Origin of the sequence: Enterococcus sp. 4G2_DIV0659, assembly GCF_002140715.2 — a bacterium.
GTDB classification, from domain to species: Bacteria; Bacillota; Bacilli; order Lactobacillales; family Enterococcaceae; genus Enterococcus_L; species Enterococcus_L mansonii.
In genome coordinates, this window is sequence record NZ_NGLE02000001.1 from 1601981 (window position 1) to 1628374 (window position 26394).

Below are 26394 nucleotides of genomic sequence, written 5' to 3' on the forward strand. Positions count from 1 at the left end.
ATCGCAGTTTATTTGGCAAATAAAAAGTGTTTGGTGCATAACTTTCATGGCGTTATGCACCAAACACTTTTAAAAAAAGAACAGACAACGATACGAAAACGATCTATTCTTCTCTTTTTTAACTATTTAACGCGCTAAACTACTACGCATATTATACTTTTTCTTTAATAAATAACGAGTAACTAAAGCTACCCCGCCAATAATAATCACAATAACTGGATCTAATACAGGGTTGATAATTGGTGGAAACATTGCTGATCCTGTAAAAACTACCAGCCATAAGAGCATTGCACCCACTAATATAAGTCCGGTTTTAAGCCAACCTGGACGGTTTGTTTTATCTACTCCTGGACGATCATACTGATAGACGTATTTATACATCAAATAAAATGCATACCCACCAGCCATTGATGCTAATACCAACGTCAGTAAGCCTAATGGTTGGGATTTACCTTTTGACCACATCATCATAACAGAAAACATAATTGTCATCACACCAAATAATAGTAATGTATTATCTAACCACATTAAGATTGGTGTTGTTTCTGGTAATTCCTCTGGTTTATTTAAGATAGACTCTGTACGTTCAGCCACTGTACCAAAAAGCTGACGTGCAGTTTTTCCGCTTTTTTGACCTTCTACTAAATGAGGTAGAATTTCGTGTAGAGCGAGAGTCTGGGCTTCTTCTGAAAGGTTAGCGGCTACTAATGATTTTTTTAAATCAAAAATATACTGCTCATTTCTTTTCGTCAATTTTTGTTCAAGTTCACGATTTTCTGAAACGATGTCTCGAAGTGTTTCTGTTTCCATTTTTGCGTCCTCCTCGCCCCTCCTGGTCAATGGGCAGTCTTTACCTAAAAAGTATTCTAACACATTTTTTAGGGAGAAAAACAGTTTTTAGCGATTTTTTCCTATACATTGAAACGGAAAAGCATAACATCGCCATCTTGAACAATATATTCTTTTCCTTCTAAGCGGACTTTGCCCGCTTCTTTTGCTGCTTGCATATTGCCATATGTGTTTAAGTCATCAAAAGAGACTGTCTCTGCACGAATAAAGCCACGCTCAAAATCAGTATGGATGATTCCAGCTGCTTGAGGTGCTTTGATTCCTTTTCGGAACGTCCAAGCCCGAACTTCTTGTTCCCCAGCAGTAAAGTAAGTTGCTAATCCTAATAAGTCATAGGCTGCACGAATCAACTGATCTAATCCAGACTCTTCAATGCCTAATGCTTCTAAAAACTCTGCTTTATCTTCATCGTCTAATTCAGCAATTTCTTCTTCTGCACGCGCACAAACAACGATTACTTCTGCTTGTTCATTTGCTGCAAATGTCCGAACTTGTTGCACATAAGGGTTATTGTCGGAATCAGATACTTCATCCTCTGAAACATTTGCCACATATAAAATCGGCTTTGCTGTTAATAAGAATAGACTTTTAACAATTTTTTGCTCTTCTTCAGTAAACTCGATGGTTCTTGCTGATAACCCTTCTTCCAATACTGGTTTCAGTTTATCTAATACAGCAAGCTCAGCGACCGCATCTTTGTCTTTGGTTTTCGCTATTTTTGCAACGCGTGTATAACGTTTAGTAATAGAATCTAAATCCGCTAACACTAATTCCAAATTAATTGTATCAATATCAGCTAAAGGATCCACACGTCCTTCAACGTGGGTTATATTATCATCATCAAAACAACGGACTACATGACAAATAGCATCCACTTGACGAATATGGCTTAGAAATTGGTTTCCTAATCCTTCCCCTTTACTTGCTCCTTTTACGATTCCAGCTATATCTGTAAACTCAAAGGTTGTAGGTACTGTTTTTTTAGGTTTCACTAACTCTGTTAAACGCTGCAAGCGATTATCTGGTACTTCTACCATCCCCACATTAGGATCGATTGTAGCAAATGGATAGTTTGCCGCTTCTGCTCCTGCTTTTGTAATTGCGTTAAAAAGGGTAGATTTCCCTACGTTTGGTAAACCTACGATTCCAGCTGTTAATGCCATTAATCATTCACTCTTTCTTTATCAGTCTTTTTTTCTACTATTTTCTTCATTTTTTTCTCAAAATCACGGCGTGACATCATAACGATATGACCGCAGTTTGTACATTTTATTTTAATATCAGCACCCATTCGGATAATCTCCCAACGATTTGCCTGACAAGCATGGGGCTTTTTCATTTCGACAATATCACCAAATTCATACATTACAGACAGATCCTTTCTAAACAGCCGTTAATATTTTTAAACTCAGACATAAACATACAAAGATACAATACCATTTTTTGAGCAATCAAGCAAAAGCTATTTTATGGATTCATTCATTTTGATTATTTCACAAAAAATGAAATTAACCGATTTTTTTATTTTAAAAAATAAATAATTAGGCTTCCAAACCAGATTTTATTTGCTATATTTATAAGTAGACAATAATCAAAAAAAACATTGGAAAAATCATTTTATGGCACCTTGCCTGAATACTCTTTCCTCACAATGATACTTAAAGGAGTTTTATTATGAGAAAGTTTGACTTATTAGAAAAGTTAGAGGTTTATCAAATTGATTTATTAATCTATTTGAGCGGTGTTGGAGGAACAGCAACGAAAAAAGAACTCTTGAATCATTTAGCAATTGGCGATTACTTTCTAGCAAAGTTGATTGAAAGTTTAATGACCTCAGCGGTGAAATCAAACGGAGGATTTTTTATTGAAATGAAAAAACAAACAATCACATTTCAAACAAAATCTGATTACTCTCTTCATACACTTTATAATGACTTACTTTTATCTGCACCAAAATATAAAATTTTAGAAGAATTACTTTTATGTGGATCAATTGATGCTACTCGATTACGTGAACGAATTGGTATTAGTCATTCCACTTATTTCAGAAAAATTCACGAATTGAATACTTTGCTAAAAGAATTTGATTTATCTATCCAAAATGGTTACTTGCTTGGCAGTGAGTTACAGATCCGTTTTTTTTATGTATCCCTTTACTCAATGACCAATCCTACCCAGCAATTAAAAAGTCCGAACATCGATCCTAGAATTTATGAATTAATCAATAATATTCAATTAGCTTTAGGATGTCAGATTACGCCTTTTTCCAGAAAAAAGTTGACTCTTTACTTTAGCCTACTGAAAAGAAGGAACGCACAGAAAATGATTCAGGATATTAGTAAACAGCGAACGTTTTTTCACAATAAAACAGACATTCCGAGTCAAAGAAGATTCATAAGTGCTCTTAAAAAAACAAAATTATTTAAAAAAATGAACGAAATTCTAGAATCTTTTTTAGTTTACTATTCTTTTAAAATGCGTCCGAATGAAACTGTGCTTTTGCTTCTTTTTATGTTAGGTGAAGAAATTATTCCTATGCATTCCTATCGCTTAAAGGAATTAGAATTAGTCGAAAAGTATAGTAATTTCTTTATTCCTAAATTGAACATGGAGTTTTTAAGTTTTATGAAAAAGTGTTATCCCCATTCTGACTTGGATAGTACTAAAAAAACCGCTCTTTTGTCCTATTTAAATGCTGTTACATATCGCCATACAATATTCAAAGGACATATTGATTACTACTGGGAGCCGATATATCAAGAGTGGCAAAAAAATGATTACTCTGATACTGTTGGAACGTTTATCAATCACCTAAAACAAAAATACTCAGTACTTCTTGCAGATAATGCGCATGACAAAACGCTACTCTCGAAATATATCCAACTAATAAGTTTTTACGAAGAGTGCATAAAAACAACTATCTCTGTCGGTATTTTTATTGAAGGCGATATACTCTATAGAAAAAAGTTTATGGACTGGTGGATAAAGCATATTGAATTGACTACTTTTGTAAAAGCAGAACCACTAACAGTCAGTAAAACCTATGACTTAGTCATCAGTAACGTTAATTGTTCACATCTGAAACATAAGGGAAAGTATTTTTTCTTTTTAACTAATTATAATGAAAAAATGGATATAAACGATATCGATCAACTATTACATGATATTTATTCCTCTTATACTAAATTGAATAGTTCATAACATAGCTATTGGATACTCCTATTTACTAACTAAGGCTTAGGCAATACATAGTACCTATTAACTGGAATACTCCTCTCTTATTCTGTGTTTTTGAAGGTATAGATATTAGTAAAATATGCTTACACTTAAATCAGTGGTCAATAAATTCCAATTTTTCAATTAATTGACGTTCCTCTGAAAAAAATGAATTGGTGTAACAATCAAGAGTCATTTTTGTTGATGAATGACCCAAAAGAGAGCTTATTGTTGCAATATTACCTCCTGCTTCTAAGCATCTGGTGGCAAATGTATGTCGTAATGAGTGAAAAGAAAAATTTTCCAACCCGATTTTTTTGCGAATCATTTGAAAACGATATGCAATGGTACGAGGTTCGAGGGCTTTGTTTTTATTTGAAATAACATAGTCACTGATTGATCCTTTCTTCAATTCCAACAACTTTTTCTTTAGAGATTTCGTAATGGGAATTTTCCGTTGTGAATAATTACTTTTTGGTGTTACTTCAATAATTTCAGTCTTTTTACCTGACTCATCTTCTGTTTGAATACGCAATATTGTTCGGTTCACCCATAGTGTGTCTGTCTCAAAATCAATGTCCTCCCATTTTAACCCACAAATTTCTCCAATTCGAAGACCTGTCTGTAATGCCAACATAATTGAGAAAAATTTTTGGCTAGTACTTATTTCTTTGACGAGTTTAGCCTGATCATTGATGGATAACGCTTGTACTGTCTTTCTTTTGGTCTTAGGTAGCTCTAATCCGACGCAAGGATTTTCTCTGAGTAGATTTAAAGAGACTGCTTTACTCATACAGTTTTTAAAAACTGAAATAATTGATCGAATCGAACTAGCCTTCAATGTTTGGTTCATCTGCTTTAATAAAAAGTCAATATCCGTTCTCTGTAACTTCTGTAACTTTATTGTACCGATTTTAGGTAAAACATGAACATCCATTTTATTTTTATAACTTGCATAAGTGCTACCTTTAACCTTTGGACGAACAAAGGTCTCCAACCAATACTGTGTCCAGTCTATTAACTGCCCTTCATAAGGTAGAAGATTTTTATTATCATTTGCTTGCTTTTCATATTTTACTAAAATAAGTTGGTGTTTTACTTCTGAATATTTATATCCATAAATATATCCGTAGTGAATTTTGCCATTTTCCTGTCTTCCTTTTATGTATCGACCTTCCCAGCGTCCGTCTTTTCTTTTGTATATATTTTCTCCTCTTCTTGCCATAACTAAGATCCTTTCCAAAAGTTAACTTTATTTTTTAAAAAAATAAAATCCAAACAAATTATTAATAATTGTTTTTACTGCACGAAAAACCACTCGTCCACAAATGACTGTATTTGCATCTTATAATCGTCTATTCCATACCCTCGAACGATACTTAAATACACTACGTTTAGTTTTCTTAACTAAGTATGCATTATTATTTTTTTGAAATTGTTTCTTTTTTTTGGAAAACAACAAAATATTTGGAAGTATAAACTTAAATTGTTTTGTTATAGAATTACTATTCACATAATATTTATATGAAAAATAAAGAGGTATCATACAGTTGAAACTTTTCCAGCTTCTTGTATATCACCCCTTTTATTGAAATAACTCCCTAATAATCATACTTCATTGACCAAAACTGTATTATTGCTCAATTTCAAGAAATTGCTTAAAAAATTTTTTAATGCTGCATATCCTTTTAGCTTAATCAATAATTCTTCTGGACAATAAAACCAATAATTAAAAATTGTAGGTCCCCCAGCAACTTCTTCAATCTTTTCAGTAAAGCTACTTAACTCTTCAACTAACTGCCTACAACTTATTTTATTGGCAATAATAATTTCCTTTTTTCCTTCTAATTCCAACAACATCCATAAATAATCTATGAACTCTACCTTTGCTTTTAGAACAAAAAATTCCTTTTTGGGTATCATTCGTTTTTTACTTGCGTTTTCATTTTCTTTAAAACACGCATAAATCTCTAATTCAAGCTGTGATGTAGGCTCTGGTAAGGCTTCTTTGATGGCTATCTTTTGTACTCTTGCTTGCTTTAAAGATTGCCTTGTTGCTTCCCAGTCTTGTATTGTCAAAGTCAGAGAAAGCCGTTTAGATTTATCAAAAAAATACTTCCGGACCTTCTTGGGATCTTCATTCTTCTCTTTTTTTTCGTTAGTGGTTTTATTGATTGAATCGACTACTTGTATTGGTTCTTTTTTTAATTTAATCGCATTCGCTTGTTTTTTGGTTTGTAAGTTTTCCTGACTATTTTTCACTTTGTAATCAACTTGGTCCATTTGTTCTTTGATCGTTTGACTTACTTTAGTTATTTCGTTTTTTAGTACTTCTCCAGAACCCAAAACAATTGATTCATTTTTTATAAGTCTGCTTTCAAGTCCTTCCATTTTTTTACTTAACTGAGTGCAGGTCGCAAGAATCTCATTTAACTCTTCTCTTTTTTGATCGGCTATTTCTTGTTCTTGTTGAATAACATTATTACCTGATTCAATTAAATCAATGGCAAATTGCTTTAATGTACGCAGTTGCTTAACATGTTCTTCTTCATAAAAACCAATTGTAAAGGTTACGATGATATGTTCAATAGCCGTAAAAATATTGATTTTTTTAATTAACAAGTCATTCTTTTTAGCATTCCATGTATCACTTATCTTCTGAGCGATGTATTCAAGTTCTGCGAATGATTGAATATCTTTTTTGAAGATTAATTTACAAGACAAATATGCGTTATACGGGGTAAACAGTTCTTGATTATAAATTGCTACTCCTAAAAGTTTCGGATTGACTTTTTGATGGAGAATATACTTTTTAATTGCTCTTTTTTCTTGCCTTTGAGTTTTTTTGATCGATTCACTCATGTCCTCCAACTCCTAAAATCTTTGTACTATAATTTTTTTATACACTTGAAAAGATCAAACAACCATTTATTTCAGTCATTATCCGACTAAACTAGAATTGGATAATAAATAAAAAGATCTCAATCCAATCAATTCCATTTCTAACATTTAGGTAAGCAATTGTTTAGATCCTATGATTGTTTTCTCTTTTTTCTACTTTTTTTAAAGGAGTTTTTTGGTCTTATACTATGTTGCATTTGCTCTTTTTTTTTCTGCTTACGTTTTTTATTTTTGTAATATACTTCTATTTGATAACGCTCTTCTTTACGCTTTCTTGAAATGAGTAAAATTATAAGAAGCAATAACAAAAATACAAGTGTGATCACACAAATAATGATATAAAACAATATGTTTTCTTTGTCCAAATTACTATTACGAGCATTCAATTCTTTGTTCTTCATTTTGACAATCTCAAATGCTTCCTCCCATTTCCAAATCTGTCCAGTATCTTTAGATTTAGCAGTCATCATTAGCTGATAGTCACCAGGTTGAAGTAATTGTTTTTTCAGATCGATTACAAAGTCAAAACTCGAATGGGGTGCCATTCGATACCCCGTTACTTGAAATTGATGAAGAATCTTTTTTGAATCTTTTTTGTATATCTTAGCTGTGTACTCAATATCTTCTAAGTTCACTGCCTGATTATTTTGTATTGTTGCTTTTATAATATTTTTATCTGAATCCTTTGGAGGTGAAATTTTAACCAAATTCAATTCTGCCTCTACTGGAATATCCGTTTCAGTTATTTTGACGGCCACAATATATATCTTCTCATCATCAGAGCTCGTCTGTTCTTTTTTACTATTTTTCTTAGAGGAAATTACTTTAATTCCACCTAAGACCATTCCGTCAAATTGTTCAGCGGGCATTTTTAAGTGTATCGTCTCAACAGTCGTCTGATTTGGCGGAACCACAATTTTTTTATTTGTTGTTGCGATATCTTTCAACGAAACTTTTAGCGTTTTATCTCTTGGAATAAGCTTCGATCGATCTGAATAGTCGATATCCCCTGATTCATTTGTTGTAGCATCATTGATTTCAAGAATCACTTCCTGCTCTTTATCAGAAGTATTGGTCAATTCAAGCTTTAAATCTTGTTCTTGTTTTGGGGTCATCTTAAGATCGTAATAGGTTGCTTTTGGATTATGTTGATTTTCCGGTAAAATCGGTTTTACTGACACAGCCCAACCGATTTCTGTTTTAACAATTATCGATAGGGATAATAAAAGAAAAAATCCCATTATTGGAATAATCAGGTGAAGTGGTTTTCGTTTATTGTTCATTATTTTTAAACTCCCTGCATCGTAAATTGTATGTAAAATCATTACGCATAGTATTGCGTATGCCGTAGACGACTCGGACAGTTGACTTTATTTTTTATATTATGTAATAGCGGATGGGAAAGTTGGCTTTTCCCAATCCTTTTTTGAGTTGATTTTTAGAACGATTGTTTCCCTTGTGTTTGTCAATCACCAACAATTTCTTCTTCGCTAAGTACTATTTTTTCTAATAAATAATTTTCACCTTGAATTAAGTCAAAATAAGCAGCTTTATTTAGTAAACTGTCATAGTCCATCTTCATAATACGAACATATGGCTGTCTAAACCATGATTTTTTTTTGATTTTTATTCTGGACTCAATTAACTTACATTCGTCTAAAATCAAATAAATTTCATTCGTTGAAACGGATTCTTTAAAACTTCTAACTTGTTCTCTTTCATAAATCAATTGATTATCAGAAATTGTCATTTTTTCCGATTTGGTCATCAAATCTTTGTTCATTAACCAAGATTGCTCCAGAAACTTTGCTTTTTGGAGCAATTGAGAGTATTCTCTTAAATCAACCCTTAACATTCGATCCCATTTCTCATTTCCATCACTGCTTGGCTTACTTAGTTCTTTGATTGCTCTTGATAAATTTTGGCGTTCCATTTGTTCAATAACGACTTCTAATTTTTTATTTGCAAGGCGCATTCTTTCTTTGGCGTACCGTTCACGGCTCAAAGCTTCTTCGATTTCCACCAAATAGTTGTTATTATCACTGTCTTCTATCTCATGTTCAACGACCTCTGCCTTTACCTCAGTCGTTGGATTTGCAACATGAAGAGGCCTAATAAACTTAGATACTAATTGTTCGATCTCATATACAAATGCTTCCAGTATATCTTCACAATCACCTATCAGTTGTTGCTCTAATGACTGCAATAGATTAACCATAAAAGGGAAACCTCTTTCTCTGTAAGCAATAGGGACAAAATCAATATAGTAAATCACACGACTGTCTTCGGTCTCTTTAGAACCTCCAATCCAAGCAATTTGAGGGAAGGTTTGTATAAGTTCTTCCAATAGGGCTGACCAATTAAGATCTACGAAATCTAAAGTAATTTCTACATGTTTAAAGAAGGAAATGATTGTATGAAATTCTTCAAAATATTCCTCCACTTCTTTTTGAGGATATGGAAGCCCATTGTTTTTTTCTTGAAAAATCTCTTCACAGATATAATAAATATCTCTTAACATGTCATCGTCAAACAGGCGCTCACCTACTGCTGGAGAAGCGGCTTGATAAATGTCAACCACAATATTTTGGTAAACCACTTCGCATTCTCCTCCCTTATTCTAATGATTGGTCGGCTAAACGGCTTGATTTACTTAGCAAGTCTTCCATTAACGCACTTGTTTCTCCTTGAAGACGAAGGATTCGATTATGATAATTGGCCGCTTCCTGATTAATCATTTTTAACTCAATAGAAGCTTCTGAAACAGCTTTTTTCGTTTCATGTCTTGCTGCTTCTACCGTTCTATCAGCCTCTATCGTAGCCCGCTCAATGATTTGCTGTGCTTTTTCTTTTGCTTCCATCAAGACTTCAGCAATTTGATTTTTCATAGAATCTTGTTGACGTACTTGTTGTTCAAAATCCAAATTTTTATTTCGTTCTTCCATTAATTGTTCTTCAATTTGTGTTCTGTGGTCTTCTGATTGTCTTAGCTTATCTTCTAATATGCTGATTCTTTCCTTAGACTTAGATGAACTTGTTAAGCGCATAGTCAATTGGTCAATTTCCTGTTGCTTATTTTCCACTTCGGCCTTTAATCGTTCAGCCATCGTTTTTTGTCTTTGGACTTCTTTTTGAAATTGCTGATTTTCATTTGTTAGATGCTCAATCACACTTGCTTGTTCTTGTTTCAACTCTTGCTCTTGTTTTTTCATATTATTATCCAAACGCTCTCTTTTATTTGAAGTTTCTGGACGATTTTTCTTAGGACGTTCACGCGGTTCTTCTTCATAGTCGTCTTCATAGTCCTCATACTCTTCGTAATCATCGTATTCGTCATATTCATCGTACTCATCATAATATTCTTCATACTCATCTTCATACTTCTTTTTTTTTTTCTTTTTTCTATTAAACATCGCCAAATTATTCTCTCCCTTTCGCATTACAGCTATTTTGCTTAAACACTGCCTACCAGTAGTTCTCTTGCTTGTTCTTCATGGTGTTCATCCAACTCTATAAACTCTTGATTCAAGTAATACCCAATGCCTTTTTTGTTTAAAATAAACGGTTCAAAAATTGATGTTTTTTCCATTATTTTTTGTTTAATTCTATTGATTAAGTTACTTAGTAAAGCTTGTTTATTTTTTTGTTTCGCATTAGTCCAAATGGCTTCACATAATGATTGACTTGAAAAAACTCTTTGTTCTGATTCAATAAAATGCTCTAATACTTGATGTTCTTTTTTAGTTAGGGGAATCAGCCAGTTATCAATAATCAATGTTCGATCTTTTAATTGGAAAGAATATTGTTTTTTCACTTTTACCACGTTTGAGAACGAAGACACTTTTTTGCTTGCTCCTTCGCTATTTTGGTAACTATCTTTACCGCCGTCTTGATTGGTCTTTCTTGCATGATTAGCAGTTTCTTCAAAAATCGTTGCTAACTTACTAGCTAAATCCGTAACAGATATTGGATATGGGACAAACGTAACCTTAGAATTATTAAGATATTTCGTCTTATTGACTTGCTCAGATTCAAAAGTTAAAACGACAATCGGCTTATTCAGTAGTACTAAATTGTCTAAAAATGACTCTTTTAATCCGCTATACATTGATTGTTGATAGATAATGAGATCAAAATTTTGCAGAAAATAGAATTCTTTATCTTTTGGTTGAGTCAACATATCTTTTGAAACCATAATTTCATAATCCATGTTCAACAAACTATTTTGCAACAGCCCATTTGCACTCAATGTGTCAGTCAATATAATAATTTTTTTCCTCATAATAGAAAATCCTCCTTTTAATTTGTATATAGTAAATGCCAACCATTCATATTTGATAGAATCTTTTTAAGTGAAGTGAGAAGATATCCCGAACTGTAATTTTAGAAAATAAGAATTTCCTATTCTTATATAAAATAAGAAAAAAAGACTTTTCATGTAGGAAATATAAATGATTCTATATCACCTATGACGGCTTGATGACGATGAATTATAAATAATTAAAAGAAGTAAGTTTCCATAAAAATGATTAATTTAAAAAAGAAAGTAATTTTAAGAAGTTTCATAAAAGGCACAAACAAGATTTTCTATTTTACTTCTTAATTACCAATACAAAATTAAACGAGCAATAAATGATTTATTTGACGGTTTATTTGACGGCGTATAAAAATAAGTAAATAGCGTGCTACAATTATTTAATTTTACAAAAAAATAAACAGAAGAATTTATCTTAACTTTTGCATAATAATATAGCTATTTATCAATGTTTTATTGTTAAACCCACGATTTGTTCGATTAAATCAGTCATAATATACATTAATTAAAAATATTGTTATTTTTTATTCCTCATTGACATGTTCAAATTATTTATTGTATACTCGTTATATAAGTAGTTGAGTAGGCACCTATCTAGTGATGTCTGTGTGCTTTAATTTGTACAATTATAAATTTTTCTTATTTTATATAAGAATAAGAAATTATTTTTTTTTTTTTTAATAAAAGCATTTTAATAAATCTATGCTCATACGTATATTTATTAAAATGAATATATAAGCGAATATTTTGGTAATATGTTGGAAAATAAAACGAGCGTTCAGCTATTTTTTCTCAAAAAAGAGGCTCCACCAAAACCAGTGTGGTTTTAGTGGAGCCTCTTTAGGTTATTTATTCTGCTAAAATTAATTCATTACGTTTCATCAAAATGAATTTCCAATATATCTAAAATTCTAGCTAAATCTGATTGCGATAGGTACTCAATTTCAATTTTCCCTTTGCCTTCTTTTTCTTGAATTGCAACGGTTGTACCAAATTTATCCATTAGGCGGTCTTCACTTTCCCGGATATAATAAGGTTTTTCTTTGATATTTTTCTTATCTTTTTTCGGTGCTTTCTTGCCTTGATTTTCGTTTAAGTCATTGACGATTTGTTCCAGTTGGCGAACAGTTAAATTTTCTTCCACTACTCGTTTGGCCAATGTTAAAATAAAGTCTTTGTCCTTTAAGCCAAGTAATGTTCTGGCTTGTCCCATAGATAATGTTTCACTTTGAACCATCTCTTTGACTTGCGTAGGTAAGGTTAACAAGCGTAAGTAGTTGGCAATATATGGACGGCTTTTTCCTAGACGTTCTGCGACTTCTACTTGTGTTAATTTCAAGTTTTTCATCAGCATATCATACGCTTCTGCTTCTTCTAAAGGATTTAAATCTTCACGTTGCAAGTTTTCCAATACAGCGACTTGCATCATTGCTTCTTCATCAAATTCACGAACGATTGCTGGAATCGTTTCTTTATCTGCTAATTTTGAAGCACGGAAACGTCTTTCACCAGCAATGATTTCGTAGCCTTTGACAGCCGATTTTCTAACGATAATTGGTTGGAAAACCCCTGATTGTTGAATAGAATTCGCCAACTCTTGAAGAGAGGCTTCATCAAATGTTTTTCTAGGCTGGTAAGGATTGGGACGAAGTTCATTTAGAGGAATTTCAAGCACTTCTTCTTTTTGAACATCTACATCTTCCAAACTAGCAAAATCTTGAAACAATGCATCAATACCTCTACCTAAACCTTTTCCTTTACTCATTATCCAACACTTCCTTTGCTAGTGCTTGGTACACTTCGGCACCACGTGAACGAGGATCATAATCAATAATTGATAAACCATGACTTGGCGCTTCAGATAAACGAACATTTCTAGGAATGATCGTGTCATACACTTTTTCACGGAAATACTTACGCACTTCATCAACGACTTCTGCCCCTAAATTAGTTCTGGCATCATACATCGTCAACAACACACCTTCGATACGTAATTCAGGATTAAAGTGTTTCTGAACCAATCGAATTGTATTTAATAGTTGGCTTAATCCCTCTAAGGCATAGTACTCACATTGTACTGGAATCAAAATCGAATCACTTGCTGTAAATGCATTGATGGTCAAATGCCCTAACGAAGGCGGGCAATCGATCAAAATAAAGTCATAGATATCGCTCACTTCATCGATTGCAGCTTTCAAACGAGACTCTCTAGCCATCATTGATGTTAGCTCAATTTCAGCCCCAGCTAATTGGATTGTTGCTGGAACAATATCTAGATTTTCTCTAGACGTTTGCTGAATCACATTTTTGATTGGCTCTTCATTTACTAATACATCATAAACATCCGTTGCAACATCAGGCTTACGGACGCCGATACCACTTGTTGCGTTTCCTTGAGCATCAATATCGATTAACAACACTTTCTTCCCATAATAGGCAAGACAAGCACCTAGATTCACAGTGGTCGTTGTCTTACCAACGCCGCCTTTTTGATTCGCTACAGAAATTATTCGTGCCATTTGTGTCCCTCCATCTTATCTGATTGGTTGTTTATTTGGTAAGCCTGGTTTTCTTGGATATTTTTTTGGTGTTTCTTTTTTCTTTTGGATCACAACGATATGTCGCTCGTCTTCTGTGATAGGTAATTTAAACGAAACTTCTTTTTGAAATTTCCCACCTAAAGTAGCAATAGCAGGTTTTGCTTCAATAATTTCTTCCTCGCTTTTAGCTGCTTTCAGTGCTAAGAAAAAGCCATCTTTTTTCACTAATGGCAGACATAGCTCACTTAACACATTTAAACGCGCAACTGCACGAGCTGTTACATAATCAAAAGAAGCACGGAATATCTCTTTTTGACCAAATGTTTCTGCGCGATCGTGGTACAAAGAAACATTATCTAAGTTTAATTCATTCACTAATTCTGTTAAAAAGGTGATCCGTTTATTTAATGAATCAACGATTGTTACTTTTAATGTTGGAAAAACAATTTTTAGTGGGATACTTGGAAATCCTGCACCTGCGCCGACATCACAAATCGATTTATTTGTTGAAAAGTCTTCAAAAAACGCCAACGAAATTGAGTCATAGAAGTGTTTTAAATAAACCTCTTTTTTCTCCGTGATTGCTGTTAAATTCATTTTTTCATTCCATTCAACAAGCAAGTCAAAATAGCGGGCAAACTGTTCCATTTGCTGATCCGTTAAATGGATCTCTTTTTGAGCTAATAGTTGTTTAAATTCTTCTGGTGTCATATGTTTCCTTCCTTGCGTGAAACAGAAAATGTTTCACAGTTGTCTTTTCTTACTTTAACGCAAATAGTGATTTCTTGCAATGTTTTTAACAAGATTTATAGCAGTTGTAATAAAATCTTTCTTCTATATACAGTAAAAAGAAAGAACAGATCGAAAACTCAAAAGAGTCTCAAATCCGTTCTTTCTTTTTTAATCTCCACCAACTGTCATTTTGACAATTTTATTATAAATGGGTTCATGTTTCATCAAGTCTTCAATCGTTCCTATTTTTACACCTTTAGAATAATAACCGTCTAAAATGCCTAATTTTTGGAAAATCGTTTGTTTATAGGCAATTTCAGCGTTCCATTCAACTGTGTCTAAAATGGCTAAAGCAGAATGAATAGCTTCCATGCCTGTTTCACCACCTGTAGTAATCAACACCCCGTGACTATCTAATAAGAACTCATGGGGTAATGTCTTTTTAGCCATCGTTTTAATATGGTTACTTACAATTTCGGCCAATTCTTCTGAACAATTCGGCTCAAAATCCAGCACTTCAATATATTCTACTTTCTGAGTAGCTTCGGTCAAATTGGGCATGTCTAACCCGCTAGTAGCCCAAAACATACTATTGGGTGCATGAGCATGCAATACCGCTTTGATTTCAGGATTTGCATCATATACTGCTTCGTGCATATTGATCTCTCTAGTCAATCCACCTTCCCCTGCAACAACCTTTCTCGTATGAGGTTCAACCACTAAAATCTGCGAAGGAGAAACATGTCCCAGATAGGCTTGAGACATCATAGTGGGTGTCATAATGATATATTCTTTGCCCTCTTTATCTGTTGTTTTAAATGAAAAATTTCCACCAGCAACATTTGTATTTTTGCGTTCGAAAATCAATTGTACGATTTTCGCCATATCTTCTCTTTCACGTTCAAATAAAATTCTTCCGTCTGCCATGATTTATTACAGCTCCTTTTTACTGAGTAATTTTCCTGATCGAATGACCTTTTTTGCAGCTTCTTGAACAAGTCTATACTCTTCATATTTTTGCTTTCTACTTTCATCGTATTCTTTAAACAGACTTTGATATCCATTTTTATAAATGAAAAAAGAAAGAAGTATAACTAAAAAATAGAATAGAATGATATTCATTGATAGTGCTAGTAAAAATAGCAGCGTGTCTAAAAACAGCAACATCATCCACTTCCTTTTTTGACTCATGTCCATCCGTCCCTTTTTGATTTAATTTGATGGTTCGGCTTCTTTGTATCGTTCGCTTGGCACCGGTTCTTTTGCCATATATTTATACAACCAAACAAACATTGCTAGAAAAAGAATGAATCCTGCTATTGCCATAATGTTTAGGTTGGCAGCTTCTGCAAATAAGATTCTAAATTCTGGTCCTTCTATCGATGACCACGTGATACTTCCGCCTTTTAAATCGACTGCGCCCGTTTTTTTCGCTAATCCAGTCAAAACTGGAGCAAGATACGTTGCACCATATAAATACAGTGGTGTATAAATAACCCCTAATGTGATCATTCGATATAAATTCCCACCAGTTAGAAGCAGTCCGCCAACTGCAATAGAATAGTTAATGATTCCAGCTAAAGGCAATACTTGATTACCTGGTAAAATCATAGAATACCCTATAAATACAGGCACTAAGATAATCGCTGTTACCCAAATCTCAGACCGGCCAGCTAGTACAGGCCAATCTAGACCAATGTATACTTCACGATCCTTGAAGCGTTTTTTCATCATTTCTGACATCGCATCAGCTAACGGCGATAGAGATTGCATAAACATTTTACTAATCATTGGAAATAACGCCATCGCTGTAGCCACTTTAATCCCTAAATTCAATGAACCAGACAGACCATAAGCTGCACCAAATCCTAGAAGTATTCCGATAATGAATCCCATAACGCTATTTTCAGAAAAAATACCAATTTTCGCTTTCAAAGCGGACGTATCTGCTTTTTTATTGAAGAATGGAATTTTATCCATAACTAGATTAACTGGTAACATCAATACTGCTGAAATATTCATCAAATGGGTTACAGTAACTAAAGGAATACCCGTTAAATCTTGAATATGGCGTTGAAACATATCCCCCATTTTCAACTCTAAAACTACTTGAACAACCGCTGCAATAAAACCCGCAATTAAAGAACCACTAATAAAATAGACTAAATAGGCGGTTAAAGCTTTCCCCCAGACATTCCACATATCTACGTTTAATGTTTTCGTCAAATTCAATAACAACATAATGAAATTAACACCTAGAACCACAGCGAAAAAAACAAAGGCATACGACCAAGACCATGTAATACTTGCGGCACCCGTCCACCCTAAATCAAGCGCAGGTAAATCAATGCCCGTATTTTTAGCCATGGCTTCAGATGCAGGACTTACTGCATCTGACATAAACCCAATTACCATGCTCATTCCAGTAAAAGCAACGCCTAATGTAACAGCAGACATAAACGCTTTTTTCAGCGGCATACGTGCAATCAGCCCAATAATCAGGATAATTAGAGGAACAAAAATAGCTGAACCGAGGTTCAATATATAATCAATCACGGATTGAAACATTTCCATCTCTTCTACCTACCTATCTTTTTTATTTTTTGGTATGATGAATCTATATTATTTTTTAAGAGGTGGGAAACAGAAGTGGCTAACTTATTTCGGAAGTAGCAACTTTTACCCGCCTTTTTACATCTTTCAAACACTTGAAATGTACATCAGACCACCCTATAGATGTTTTTTTATTTTTTCGTATCGTTAACAATTCCCTCATAAATCTCATCAACACCCATCCCTGTCAAAAATGGCACGCCTGCATAGACAGAAATGCCTAATTTTTCAGCTGCCTGTAACACTTCATCATCTGGCTTAGCAATATAAACATAAATACTAGCACTGGGTAACTCTTGCATGATCGATTTATAATCCACAGCTTCTACTGGGTAATCAATATTATCTGCTTCCAGCTTACTTTTGATCTTTTCTGCTACTGTTGTACTTGTTGCCACTCCACTACCACATGCAACGATTAATTTTTTAGCCATTTTTAACTTCCTCCCATTGCTTCATAAATAAATTGAAGACTGCTTTGTTTTCTGTTGTTGCTTTCAATTCGGTTACGAACGATTTATTTTGGAATAAGAGCATTAAATCCTGTAACAATCCAACCTGCTTTGAGGGTTCTTTGATACCTAGGAAAAATAAATCTCTCACCTCCATTTCTTGATTATCCCCCATTTGTTTGACCTTGATTGGGTTTGTTGTTCTTGCAATATATATGAAAGGCCTTTCAATATATTCGGTGTCTGAGTGAGGTAACGCAATATTCAGATGTTCTGTAATCAAACCAGTTGGAAATATTTTTTCTCTTGAGCGAATTCCTTCCAAATAGCCAGAATTGACATACCCTGCTTCTTTCAGTCGGCTTGCAATACATTCAAACAACTCTTCTTCATCTTGGACCGTTACATGTAAATCGATTAATTCTGGTTGAAACATTTCTTTCATCTCTTTGACTCCTCCTTTTATATTTTTACAATTTCAACTTTTTATGTTCAACTTTGTAAAAATATGTTAAACTTTGTTTATACAAAAAGAATACAACTTGTATAAAGGTTTGTCAACGCTTTCTTTTGATTGTTTTTTGTTCGTTTTACGTTTAAAATATAGTAGATAAACATTTTCGAACAAAAAGGGGGACATATTATGTTAAAAAGAGAGCGTCATGCGCATATTTTAGAATTGCTAGAAAAAAACACCTTTATGACTGTGTCCGATATCGCTAACGAACTACATGTATCTGAAATGACTATTCGCAGAGATATCAATGAGCTAAGTGATTCAAATCAGTTAGTTCGTTTATATGGCGGTGCACAAAAAATCGACCGAAAAGACAAAGAACTGGCTACTCACGAGAAAATCAATCTACATATTGAGCAAAAAGAGTATATTGGTAAAATCATGAATTCGTTGATTCAAGATCACCAAGTTGTTTTCGTCGGTGCTGGAACAACCATTTTATATGCACTGCCTTTTATTAAAAAGCAAAATCTGATGATTGTTACCAATAGTTTGTTGGCATTTAATTATGTTATTGAACGCACGAATTATCGGATTTTACTTACAGGGGGGGATTTTACACCAATTACCGAAGAGTTTATTGGGGAACATGCGGAACAAACATTTGAAACGATCAACATTGACATTGCTTTTGCCGCAACAAATGGCATCTACAACAATAACGTGACGACTTCAAACTACTTAGAAGGAGGCGTACAGCGGGCTGCTTTTAAAAATGCTAAGAAAAAAGTAGTGGTCGCCGATAGCACCAAATTTAATGTTAGTGATGTCTACACGTTCTATAAACTCTCTGATTTAGATTATGTAATCACAGACGATAAGATCGATGAACAAACCTTTAATTTCTATCAATCGTATGGCAGGTTGTTAAACAAACCACGTTAACTAAGGTTCTGTATTCTCTTTCAGAACCCTAGTTAACTAGACATCTGAAGGAGGATATGGCAATGATTTTAACAGTGACACTAAACCCGTCAATGGATTCTATTTATTTTACAGATACATTTTATTTAGGTGAGATGAATCGGTGCAAAAACCCCGTCAAAGCTGTTGGCGGAAAAGGAATAAACGCTGGTCGAACAGCCGCCATTTTAGGTGGAGATGTCACAGCAATCGGTGTTTTAGCTGGTATGAACGGTGAATTTATTCGGACAGCACTAAAACAAGAGCCCTTTCACACACATTTTTTGCCAATTTCTGGGGAATCAAGAAATGCAGTAACCGTGATGGATCAAGAAAAAAATCAAACAGAAATTGTAGAACTAGGTCCTGAAATCACCGCAGAAACCGCAAAAAAAATCATTGATACCGTCATTGATTTTTCTATAAACCAGCAGAATGACCCTATTATTGCTTTATGTGGCTCTGCAAATACCAACAATGAATACTTATACCAAGAATATATCCAGCAGTTAGCGAACCAACTGCCGAGGGATATAAAAATTTTGACAGATATTTCAGGAAAACAACTCACTCACGCACTAAAAGGCACGGTGAAACCTTTTTTCATTAAACCAAATATTCACGAATTTGCAGAATTACTAGGTACAACTATTACTAGTAAAAAGCAAGTTATCGACCATATCCGTCATCCACTATTCAAAGACATCCCTTTTATTCTTGTTTCCTGTGGCGGAGATGGGGCTGTAGCGAGATATAAAGATCGATTATTTGATGTAATCATTCCTACTATTGATATCATTAATCCAACAGGTTCTGGAGATGCTACGGTCGGCGGTATTGCTTTTGCATTAGATCAAGGATTGTCTATTGAAGAAACACTTCGTTATGGCATGGCTTGCGGCATGAGTAATGCGCTTGAACAAGCCGTTGGTTTTGTAACGGTTGAATCTGTTGACATGCTAAAAAATAACATCATTTTAAAAGAATTATAGGAAATGTTTCACGTGTAACAATATCGTTCAAAAATAAAATAAGGAGTGTGACACAAAACTAAAAATCAGTTTTGTGTCACACTCTAAATTCTAATAAACGGTGGACAAAAGCCAGGTTCTTCGGCAATTTCGCAAAAATCGAGCAATACAAGAAGCGTATTGTTCGATTTTTACTCCAATTGCTCGAACCTAATCGACTTTTGTCTCAACCTACTTAAAACAGCGGAATTAGAAGCAATCTCTTCGAAAATAAGCTGAACACTTCTGTCTTGCCCTTGCCACTTATTTTTATCTATAATGCTAAGCTATTTCATCCAACAAAAGGCTTGATCTTTCGCAAGATAAAATGGACGCAAGTACCCCACTGTGTTAGATAGTGGAATAATATCTTCACTTAATTCAATATTCAATGTTTCTCTAATATAAGTTCTTCTATCAGAAATTCGTTGCCATAGCTCTGGATACGTTTCTTTCAGTTGTTTTTGTAAATTAGCATCCGCGAGTGCCACACACTCTTCTCCGCTAACACCTGTATAGCCAGCAACGGAAGGAATAATATCAATCTGCAAAATCATCCCGCTTTTTAATACTTCCTCTGATTCCGCATAAATGGGTGATGACATCCATTCTTCATCTGAGACTAAATGACCTGGATTTAAATGCCAATGATAGTGTTCTTTTGGAAAAACTGAATGAATCGTTTGGTATAACTCTTTTCCCTGCATCCCAATCTTGATTGTTTCTAACCAAGTAGTCACTGCTTGATAATAAGGTTTTGCCACTCGTTCCAAGTAATCTCGTTGATTTTCTGGTAATTGGGTTTCATTTTCTACCACAAAACCTGTCCGGCTAGATAATCCGCCTTTGAAAGCTGTTGTTAGTGATAGTGGATCACCTAACATCACTTTTTTATGCGTTGGGTAAACATTTGCATACTCAAAACGCTGTCCCGTCGCTGCAATCGTGACCACCGTATTGGTTTGACCTTCCGCTGTCAACAAACTCCCTAATGTAGCTTCTGTCACGCCCACTTCAACAGCATCCATTGCTTTCAATATACAACTAGAAGATAGATTAGCGCCGTATTCATAATGCGCGATTTCGTTCGCATTATTGATGGTGCGAACCCCTTTATCCCCACGAATAAACAGATGAGCAGCATTTTTGAGAACTACCTGTTCATTTTTACTCGTTAAAAGTGCTTGGATAATAAAATACGGAAGATCGAAATAAGCCTCGTTATCCGATTCGGCAGTGGTAAACATCTTCCAGCCGACGACACCGATTTTTTGCTTTTCAGATAAGCCTATTTGCTCAAAAATAGATTCTAATCTTGCTTCATTGTCCATCGGTTGATTCGGCAACGAAAATAATGGAGAATGGATTAATTGATTGTCGATTCGAGCAACCTTTGCCATTTTTAAATTTTCATTCCCAAGGATCAACGTACACTCGCCTGTAACGTTCAAGACAAGTAATCCCTCTTCAAAACGAGGAATAAAGCCTGTTAAATATTCAAAATTTCCACCGTGCTCTTTGTCAGCATAAATAACTAATGTATCATAGTCTTCTGATTTCATATTTTCCAAAACGTTTTGTTTTCTTTCCTGCATTGTTTCATCTGTTAAGAACGTTGGCGCTACATTCGTGTAGCAAGTTGGTTTAGCAATCGTGGTCAATTGGATGGTTGGCTGTGTCATTTGGTTTCTTTCCCTTCTGGTTGGTTCTTTTTTTATAGCCTTCTCACTGCTTAGTGTAACAAAAAGGATGGTGGGTTTGTAGTTTTATGGTGGTTTATTTGGCGTTAAATACAAACAAGCTGACAGATGGCATAATTCTCACCCTGTCAGCTTGCTTTGAAGTCAAACTCTGGTCCCAACCAAGTTCTCCTCTATGTTTTTAAACCTGAATAACGACGGGAAAAGATGTTCCTTGCCGTTTTAATACGTTTAATAATTTGCGTTTCGGCCACAGTTTTTTGAAACTAAACGCATTGTTCATCTGTGTGTGAACCATCCTCACACTTACATGACTTTTTTATTACTAAACCTTTTTCTTCATTTTATTTTAAACAACCTTTTTATTTTTTCACCCTTTTTAGCAATGACTAACTACAGTATTCAAGTAAACAGCGCTTTTCCCGCCCTTTTTTCACATTTAAAATAATAGTAGTCAAAACGTTTCTTCGTTCACTTTTCGAGAAAATTCAAGAAATCGTTCAATTGAACCAAGCAGACACCACCGTTATCTATTTTCCGCTCATTATCAACAACATCGCATGAGCTGATTTCTAAGATAATCGTTCGAGTTAAGACTGAGCGAACCTTTCCTTCTACTTTATTCTCATAGCCAACTGCTCTCCCATTATAATACGTACCTATTTCTATTCCGTGTTCTTTAGTAGAGTCATCTATATAATGATCCATGTACCTTCCTCAATTCATGTCATATTTTTACCCAAACAACTTTATTTAATGACAGCAAGACAATAGACCTTATAGATTTTAGTGATTATTCAAGTTTTGTCCCAACAACTAATCTATAAATAATCAATCCATACAACAACCTTTTTTGTTTCTTCATTTAAGTTGATATAAAAATGATTCAGCTATTTGTCCAACTTATCATTTTTTTGTTAAATAAATAACACCCATCCAGTAAAAGCCTTGTAAATCTTCATTTTTCATTTTCTCATTAACATTCAAATTAATCCTAGCAAATTCTTCATCATTCAGATTATATTTTGTTCTCAAGGTAGTACTGTTGCCTTTTTCCAAAGAAGTCACCAATTCATTCGTGATCTTATCTTCATCAAAGAATCTATTTTCTACATGATAATATTCGTTGTCTTTGTCTTCGTTTACTGCTTTGTATTCTTTAATACGCTCATCCAGTACGTAGCGATCGTCTTCAACTAAGATTTTTCTAGATGATTTTTCTGGCAAATTCAATAATGCATTTGTTAAAAGTTCGTTGTCATTATTGGTGCTGTCAACAATATTCCACGCGCCATTGATTTTAACTTTATTCCACGCATGTGGTACATCTCCATCTAAAAATCCCGTAACAACGATTGTTTCGAGTTTAGCTTCATCCGCTAATAATTTAAACGCCCCTGCATAGCTTGCACAAACCCCGATTTTATTGATCAAAACGCCATATGGAGTGAAAGAGTCATTGTATTTTTCATCAACCGTTTTAAAATCATTTTTCTCTGCGCTTTCAAGTGCCTTCATATCATATTCTGCATTGTCACAGAGATATTGGTTGATCGCATACTCTTTTTCCAAATCAGTCATATCAGGTTTGATAATTTTACTTACGATTTTTTTCACTTCTTTTTTGAGTTCTACTTGTTTTTTTCCCATGTCAGAAGCTTTTATATTATAAGTAACCATCAGTGACTGACCGTCATTTGAGATAGATGCGCCTTCAACACCTAAAATCAATGGATTTTGATAGATAGCTTCCATCCAAGCATCTAGTAAATATTGCTGCGCATTTGCTTCTGGGAATTCTTTCAAATCGATTTTACGGATTCCTGACAACATATTAACAGCTAAGTATTCACTAAGTGCACTATTGGCTGTGATCTTGTCATCTGTTTCATAGGTTTTATCCTTTGATTGACTTGCTTTGTCGTCCTCTTTATCATCGTCTGCCGTTGTCAGTTCGATATCCGTTGAACCAGCTTTGTTTTCCAATTTATTTTGACGTTCTTCTAATTTTTGTAGTTCTTTTTTCAACGTTTTTTTATTGTATTTTTCCACTTTGGCATTTTCCGTATATCCAGTTCCTTCAACGGTATAAGGAATGTTGACTAAATCGACACGGACTCCTTTTAAGTCGGACATATCTTCCTTTTCGTAGGTTCCCCATGTTTCTGTTGTCTCTTCCGCTTTAGAAATATCATAATTGATTCGTTTTTGAACTAATTTTCCATCACACATCGTAACCCAATGATACGCTGGAAGGCGCTGAATGTTATCTGTTCTTACGCTTCCTTCTTTATTCATTGTTAAACTTACTTCATCGGCATATGGAATTCTACTAGCTAAAGCTCTTGAGTCTAAATAATTGCTGATGGCTGAGGTACCTTTCTTTGAAACTGCGATTACAGCATAATCCTGCTGATCACTGTCTGCAGGAATCGGATCTGAGCCTGCTCCATATTTTTTAACATTATCTTCTTTTTGACGATCCAATTCAGAAACTTTAAACGATTTAAACTTGCTAACCGATTTAGGAGACCATTTTGTTCCTTCGACTTTCTCAGTAACAAAGGCGGTGTTTGAGTGGCCAGAGTCTTCAGAATTATTGATGTTTACTACATAATAATACTCTGCACCAGCAACTTTATTCCAAGAAAATTCAGGTATTCCCTTATCATTTATCTTCATTTTCATTCGTAATCGGCCTGAAAGTTCGTGCTTAACCGTGAATACTCGAACTTCTGGTTTCTCCAGTTTTTTTCCAGTTTGTAAATCAACATAGAGTACCATGTAATATTCAGGAAGATTTCCCCAGCCTTTTTCTTGCTTGGTGAGGTCTTGTTCTGCATTTGCATTCACATTTCTGACCGTGGCTTGTGGTGTTCTTGGCGGCATTATTTCAATACCTTTTCCATCATTAAATAGCTTAAAGGTAGATTTAATACTATGAGTGAAGTCTGAAGTGGGAAATATTTCAACGATTTCATTGAATTTTTCTATTCCTTTTTCTAATGGATCAAATCCTAATTCAAGTTTGATACTTTCCTCGCGCTTAAGTACGATTTTTTCATCAGAATAAATGTTATCTTCTTTGTACTTCTTTTTTACTTCTGATGCTAATTGACCAACAGTAACCTCCTTCCTACTCTGTTTTTCGGACTCTTTTGTTTGCTGACATGCCCCAAGTATAAGTGTTGTTAATAATACCCCCACAACCACTTTCTTTTTCACTTTAACTCCACCTTTCTACTACTAATACCTTTTATCCTCTAAAAAGGTTACACCTTTATAATTTATTTTTGATAAAATCGATAAATTCTTTTTCTGTAACGTCTTTTCCAACGATGTAATAATACTTATCTTCCTTGCTATAAGCGGCATAAAAGATATTCCTACTATCTTTTCCTAACAGAATAGTCGTTCCTTTGATTTTGCTTTCTTTCACTTCTGCTAAAAATTCTGGAATGATTGTTTTGTCTTTTCCTTCTGTTACTTGTATCTTGTCCTTTTTTTCTTTTCCAATTGCTTGTCCGAAGTTCTTATCGATTGTAAAATCAGCTTGCTCAACAGAGGCGATATCAATATGATTTTGTGATGAGTAATAACTATAGCCACCAACACCTACAGCTAAAATAACGATTGCTGCAACGGCACTTCGTCTAAGAACGACTGTAACAGTGAATTTACTTTGTTTTTCTTGTTCTTTTTCTATTTCTTTTTTCATTTCAATTTTTGTTCGTTCTATTAAATGTCTAGGTGCACGGATTTTCTCAATTTCCTTGTTATACTCGTCCTTCATTTAAAAATCCCCCTTCATTTTTTTTCTTAAAGCCTCTCTTGCTCTTGAAAGTCTGGTTTTTACTGATGATTCTGATTGCTCGACTAAGGTGCTGATTTCCCGAATAGAATAGCCTTCAAAGTAAAACAAATGAATCACTAACTGTTGTGCTTCTGGAAGCGACAAACAAGCATCTAGTAACTCTTCATTATCGCCAATAGCAAAAGCTGCTGACGCACGCTCATCAGCCTGTTCAGGCATCTGTTCTTCATCCATACTTGTTGTTTTTTTACGCCAAGCACTGTCAAACTGCTTTTTACAACAATTGATTGTGACACGAATCAGCCACGGCTTAATATGTTCTTCTCCTTTTATCGTATGACTGTATTTCACTAACCGAAGAAATACTTCTTGAAAAATATCTTCTGCATCACTTTGATTTTTCATTTGAACAAACGCAATACGATAGACCATATCAGCATATTCTTCCACAATCTCATCTACATCTAACCCAACGAGTTTACTCTTTTTCATATTTTCCCCTCACTTCTAATACCCTTTATTTTAAAAAAAGTTACAACGACTTAAAGTAAATACTTCTTTATTTCATAATTTTGTACCTTAATTGAATCTAAAAAGCTTAACGTTTTATATATATCGTTCTCTTTCTATAATAATATAAATTTCACTAAAATTGAGTGCTTTATTTATATTTTAATGCTCTTTATCTCAATTTATTTTTGATGTTTTTGACATGTTTTTCAAGATTAGCTAAGACAGTGCATTAAAAGAAAGAACGATCCAACCTACTACTTTTCTGATTGGATCGCTTCTTTTTTATTTTTAAGCTTTGAGGAACCTTTGATCTGTGTTA

General features: G+C 34.1%; 25 protein-coding genes. 3 read left to right on the plus strand and 22 right to left on the minus strand.

From position 1 onward, the window contains the following. Window positions 1-126: 126 nt before the first annotated feature. The 3 genes from A5880_RS07360 to A5880_RS07370 all read right to left on the minus strand — a co-directional run bounded on the left by A5880_RS07360 (window position 127) and on the right by A5880_RS07370 (window position 2215). Window positions 127-810 carry a DUF1129 domain-containing protein gene (locus tag A5880_RS07360; RefSeq protein ID WP_086330344.1) on the minus strand — a complete coding sequence of 228 codons (684 nt, stop codon included), beginning with the start codon at window positions 808-810 and terminating at the stop codon, window positions 127-129. Between the two features lie 101 nt (window positions 811-911). Further along, window positions 912-2012, minus strand: a complete 1101-nt coding sequence (gene ychF, locus A5880_RS07365) for a redox-regulated ATPase YchF (RefSeq protein ID WP_086330345.1) — start codon at window positions 2010-2012, stop codon at window positions 912-914. Continuing rightward, window positions 2012-2215: a DUF951 domain-containing protein gene (locus tag A5880_RS07370; RefSeq protein WP_086330346.1), complete on the minus strand. Its 204-nt coding sequence runs from the start codon at window positions 2213-2215 to the stop codon at window positions 2012-2014. The genes ychF and A5880_RS07370 overlap by 1 nt, the downstream gene beginning before the upstream one ends. A 308-nt stretch (window positions 2216-2523) precedes the next feature. On the opposite strand from A5880_RS07370, the gene A5880_RS07375 reads away from it, so the two are divergent. Further along, complete coding sequence (locus tag A5880_RS07375; RefSeq protein WP_086330347.1) at window positions 2524-4050, plus strand: AcpB/EbpR/MafR family transcriptional regulator; 1527 nt, start codon at window positions 2524-2526, stop codon at window positions 4048-4050. A gap of 130 nt (window positions 4051-4180) precedes the next feature. Here A5880_RS07375 and A5880_RS07380 read toward each other — a convergent pair whose 3' ends face one another. The 14 genes from A5880_RS07380 to A5880_RS07445 all read right to left on the minus strand — a co-directional run bounded on the left by A5880_RS07380 (window position 4181) and on the right by A5880_RS07445 (window position 18063). Continuing rightward, a complete protein-coding gene (locus A5880_RS07380) occupies window positions 4181-5290 on the minus strand; it encodes a tyrosine-type recombinase/integrase (RefSeq protein ID WP_086330348.1) in 1110 nt (369 codons plus the stop codon). 383 nt (window positions 5291-5673) lie between these two features. Next, window positions 5674-6927 carry a hypothetical protein gene (locus A5880_RS07385; protein WP_086332016.1) on the minus strand — a complete coding sequence of 418 codons (1254 nt, stop codon included), beginning with the start codon at window positions 6925-6927 and terminating at the stop codon, window positions 5674-5676. Window positions 6928-7097: 170 nt separating this feature from the next. Continuing rightward, on the minus strand, window positions 7098-8249 hold the full coding sequence (locus A5880_RS07390; RefSeq protein ID WP_086332015.1) for a WxLIP family cell surface protein: 1152 nt from the start codon (window positions 8247-8249) through the stop codon (window positions 7098-7100). A gap of 182 nt (window positions 8250-8431) precedes the next feature. Then, a complete protein-coding gene (locus A5880_RS07395) occupies window positions 8432-9565 on the minus strand; it encodes a hypothetical protein (RefSeq protein ID WP_086332014.1) in 1134 nt (377 codons plus the stop codon). A 16-nt stretch (window positions 9566-9581) separates the two neighbouring features. After that, window positions 9582-10379, minus strand: coding sequence for a hypothetical protein (locus A5880_RS07400; protein ID WP_256924854.1), 798 nt, complete (start codon window positions 10377-10379; stop codon window positions 9582-9584). 41 nt (window positions 10380-10420) lie between these two features. Continuing rightward, window positions 10421-11248, minus strand: a complete 828-nt coding sequence (locus A5880_RS07405; protein WP_086332012.1) for a helix-turn-helix domain-containing protein — start codon at window positions 11246-11248, stop codon at window positions 10421-10423. A gap of 904 nt (window positions 11249-12152) precedes the next feature. Then, window positions 12153-13046, minus strand: a complete 894-nt coding sequence (locus A5880_RS07410; RefSeq protein ID WP_086330349.1) for a ParB/RepB/Spo0J family partition protein — start codon at window positions 13044-13046, stop codon at window positions 12153-12155. Continuing rightward, the gene (locus A5880_RS07415; RefSeq protein ID WP_086330350.1) at window positions 13039-13800 is read right to left on the minus strand and encodes a ParA family protein; all 762 of its coding nucleotides are present in this window, start codon (window positions 13798-13800) and stop codon (window positions 13039-13041) included. Before A5880_RS07415 ends, A5880_RS07410 begins: the two co-directional genes overlap by 8 nt. Before the next feature lie 15 nt (window positions 13801-13815). Beyond that, complete coding sequence (gene rsmG, locus A5880_RS07420) at window positions 13816-14532, minus strand: 16S rRNA (guanine(527)-N(7))-methyltransferase RsmG (protein ID WP_086330351.1); 717 nt, start codon at window positions 14530-14532, stop codon at window positions 13816-13818. A gap of 189 nt (window positions 14533-14721) precedes the next feature. Continuing rightward, complete coding sequence (locus A5880_RS07425; RefSeq protein WP_086330352.1) at window positions 14722-15480, minus strand: class II aldolase/adducin family protein; 759 nt, start codon at window positions 15478-15480, stop codon at window positions 14722-14724. A 6-nt stretch (window positions 15481-15486) separates the two neighbouring features. Then, window positions 15487-15744: a hypothetical protein gene (locus A5880_RS07430; protein WP_086330870.1), complete on the minus strand. Its 258-nt coding sequence runs from the start codon at window positions 15742-15744 to the stop codon at window positions 15487-15489. Window positions 15745-15765: 21 nt separating this feature from the next. Further along, a complete protein-coding gene (locus tag A5880_RS07435; RefSeq protein WP_086330353.1) occupies window positions 15766-17127 on the minus strand; it encodes a PTS galactitol transporter subunit IIC in 1362 nt (453 codons plus the stop codon). A gap of 170 nt (window positions 17128-17297) precedes the next feature. Then, on the minus strand, window positions 17298-17600 hold the full coding sequence (locus A5880_RS07440) for a PTS sugar transporter subunit IIB (protein WP_086330354.1): 303 nt from the start codon (window positions 17598-17600) through the stop codon (window positions 17298-17300). Further along, window positions 17593-18063 carry a PTS sugar transporter subunit IIA gene (locus A5880_RS07445; RefSeq protein WP_086330355.1) on the minus strand — a complete coding sequence of 157 codons (471 nt, stop codon included), beginning with the start codon at window positions 18061-18063 and terminating at the stop codon, window positions 17593-17595. Before A5880_RS07445 ends, A5880_RS07440 begins: the two co-directional genes overlap by 8 nt. Before the next feature lie 198 nt (window positions 18064-18261). Here A5880_RS07445 and A5880_RS07450 point away from each other — a divergent pair, with 198 nt between their 5' ends. Next, window positions 18262-19020: a DeoR/GlpR family DNA-binding transcription regulator gene (locus A5880_RS07450; protein ID WP_086330356.1), complete on the plus strand. Its 759-nt coding sequence runs from the start codon at window positions 18262-18264 to the stop codon at window positions 19018-19020. A gap of 62 nt (window positions 19021-19082) precedes the next feature. Continuing rightward, on the plus strand, window positions 19083-20030 hold the full coding sequence (locus tag A5880_RS07455; protein WP_086330357.1) for a 1-phosphofructokinase family hexose kinase: 948 nt from the start codon (window positions 19083-19085) through the stop codon (window positions 20028-20030). 305 nt (window positions 20031-20335) lie between these two features. Here A5880_RS07455 and A5880_RS07460 read toward each other — a convergent pair whose 3' ends face one another. The 5 genes from A5880_RS07460 to A5880_RS07480 all read right to left on the minus strand — a co-directional run bounded on the left by A5880_RS07460 (window position 20336) and on the right by A5880_RS07480 (window position 26054). Next, a complete protein-coding gene (locus tag A5880_RS07460; protein ID WP_086330358.1) occupies window positions 20336-21730 on the minus strand; it encodes a M24 family metallopeptidase in 1395 nt (464 codons plus the stop codon). A gap of 489 nt (window positions 21731-22219) precedes the next feature. Beyond that, a complete protein-coding gene (locus tag A5880_RS07465; RefSeq protein ID WP_086330359.1) occupies window positions 22220-22456 on the minus strand; it encodes a hypothetical protein in 237 nt (78 codons plus the stop codon). 198 nt (window positions 22457-22654) lie between these two features. Next, window positions 22655-24973: a transglutaminase domain-containing protein gene (locus tag A5880_RS07470; RefSeq protein WP_086330360.1), complete on the minus strand. Its 2319-nt coding sequence runs from the start codon at window positions 24971-24973 to the stop codon at window positions 22655-22657. Window positions 24974-25028: 55 nt separating this feature from the next. Beyond that, complete coding sequence (locus A5880_RS07475; protein ID WP_086330361.1) at window positions 25029-25541, minus strand: hypothetical protein; 513 nt, start codon at window positions 25539-25541, stop codon at window positions 25029-25031. Next, window positions 25542-26054 carry an RNA polymerase sigma factor gene (locus A5880_RS07480; RefSeq protein ID WP_336577027.1) on the minus strand — a complete coding sequence of 171 codons (513 nt, stop codon included), beginning with the start codon at window positions 26052-26054 and terminating at the stop codon, window positions 25542-25544. Between the last annotated feature and the right edge of the window lie 340 nt (window positions 26055-26394).

Coding starts and splice junctions, on each gene's coding strand:
- A5880_RS07360 (WP_086330344.1), bottom strand. CDS start 810: ATGGAAACAGAAACACTTCGAGACATCGTTTCAGAAAATCGTGAACTT.
- ychF (WP_086330345.1), bottom strand. CDS start 2,012: ATGGCATTAACAGCTGGAATCGTAGGTTTACCAAACGTAGGGAAATCT.
- A5880_RS07370 (WP_086330346.1), bottom strand. CDS start 2,215: ATGTATGAATTTGGTGATATTGTCGAAATGAAAAAGCCCCATGCTTGT.
- A5880_RS07375 (WP_086330347.1), top strand. CDS start 2,524: ATGAGAAAGTTTGACTTATTAGAAAAGTTAGAGGTTTATCAAATTGAT.
- A5880_RS07380 (WP_086330348.1), bottom strand. CDS start 5,290: ATGGCAAGAAGAGGAGAAAATATATACAAAAGAAAAGACGGACGCTGG.
- A5880_RS07385 (WP_086332016.1), bottom strand. CDS start 6,927: ATGAGTGAATCGATCAAAAAAACTCAAAGGCAAGAAAAAAGAGCAATT.
- A5880_RS07390 (WP_086332015.1), bottom strand. CDS start 8,249: ATGAACAATAAACGAAAACCACTTCACCTGATTATTCCAATAATGGGA.
- A5880_RS07400 (WP_256924854.1), bottom strand. CDS start 10,379: ATGTTTAATAGAAAAAAGAAAAAAAAAAAGAAGTATGAAGATGAGTAT.
- A5880_RS07405 (WP_086332012.1), bottom strand. CDS start 11,248: ATGAGGAAAAAAATTATTATATTGACTGACACATTGAGTGCAAATGGG.
- A5880_RS07410 (WP_086330349.1), bottom strand. CDS start 13,046: ATGAGTAAAGGAAAAGGTTTAGGTAGAGGTATTGATGCATTGTTTCAA.
- A5880_RS07415 (WP_086330350.1), bottom strand. CDS start 13,800: ATGGCACGAATAATTTCTGTAGCGAATCAAAAAGGCGGCGTTGGTAAG.
- rsmG (WP_086330351.1), bottom strand. CDS start 14,532: ATGACACCAGAAGAATTTAAACAACTATTAGCTCAAAAAGAGATCCAT.
- A5880_RS07425 (WP_086330352.1), bottom strand. CDS start 15,480: ATGGCAGACGGAAGAATTTTATTTGAACGTGAAAGAGAAGATATGGCG.
- A5880_RS07430 (WP_086330870.1), bottom strand. CDS start 15,744: ATGAGTCAAAAAAGGAAGTGGATGATGTTGCTGTTTTTAGACACGCTG.
- A5880_RS07435 (WP_086330353.1), bottom strand. CDS start 17,127: ATGGAAATGTTTCAATCCGTGATTGATTATATATTGAACCTCGGTTCA.
- A5880_RS07440 (WP_086330354.1), bottom strand. CDS start 17,600: ATGGCTAAAAAATTAATCGTTGCATGTGGTAGTGGAGTGGCAACAAGT.
- A5880_RS07445 (WP_086330355.1), bottom strand. CDS start 18,063: ATGAAAGAAATGTTTCAACCAGAATTAATCGATTTACATGTAACGGTC.
- A5880_RS07450 (WP_086330356.1), top strand. CDS start 18,262: ATGTTAAAAAGAGAGCGTCATGCGCATATTTTAGAATTGCTAGAAAAA.
- A5880_RS07455 (WP_086330357.1), top strand. CDS start 19,083: ATGATTTTAACAGTGACACTAAACCCGTCAATGGATTCTATTTATTTT.
- A5880_RS07460 (WP_086330358.1), bottom strand. CDS start 21,730: ATGACACAGCCAACCATCCAATTGACCACGATTGCTAAACCAACTTGC.
- A5880_RS07465 (WP_086330359.1), bottom strand. CDS start 22,456: ATGGATCATTATATAGATGACTCTACTAAAGAACACGGAATAGAAATA.
- A5880_RS07475 (WP_086330361.1), bottom strand. CDS start 25,541: ATGAAGGACGAGTATAACAAGGAAATTGAGAAAATCCGTGCACCTAGA.
- A5880_RS07480 (WP_336577027.1), bottom strand. CDS start 26,054: ATGAAAAAGAGTAAACTCGTTGGGTTAGATGTAGATGAGATTGTGGAA.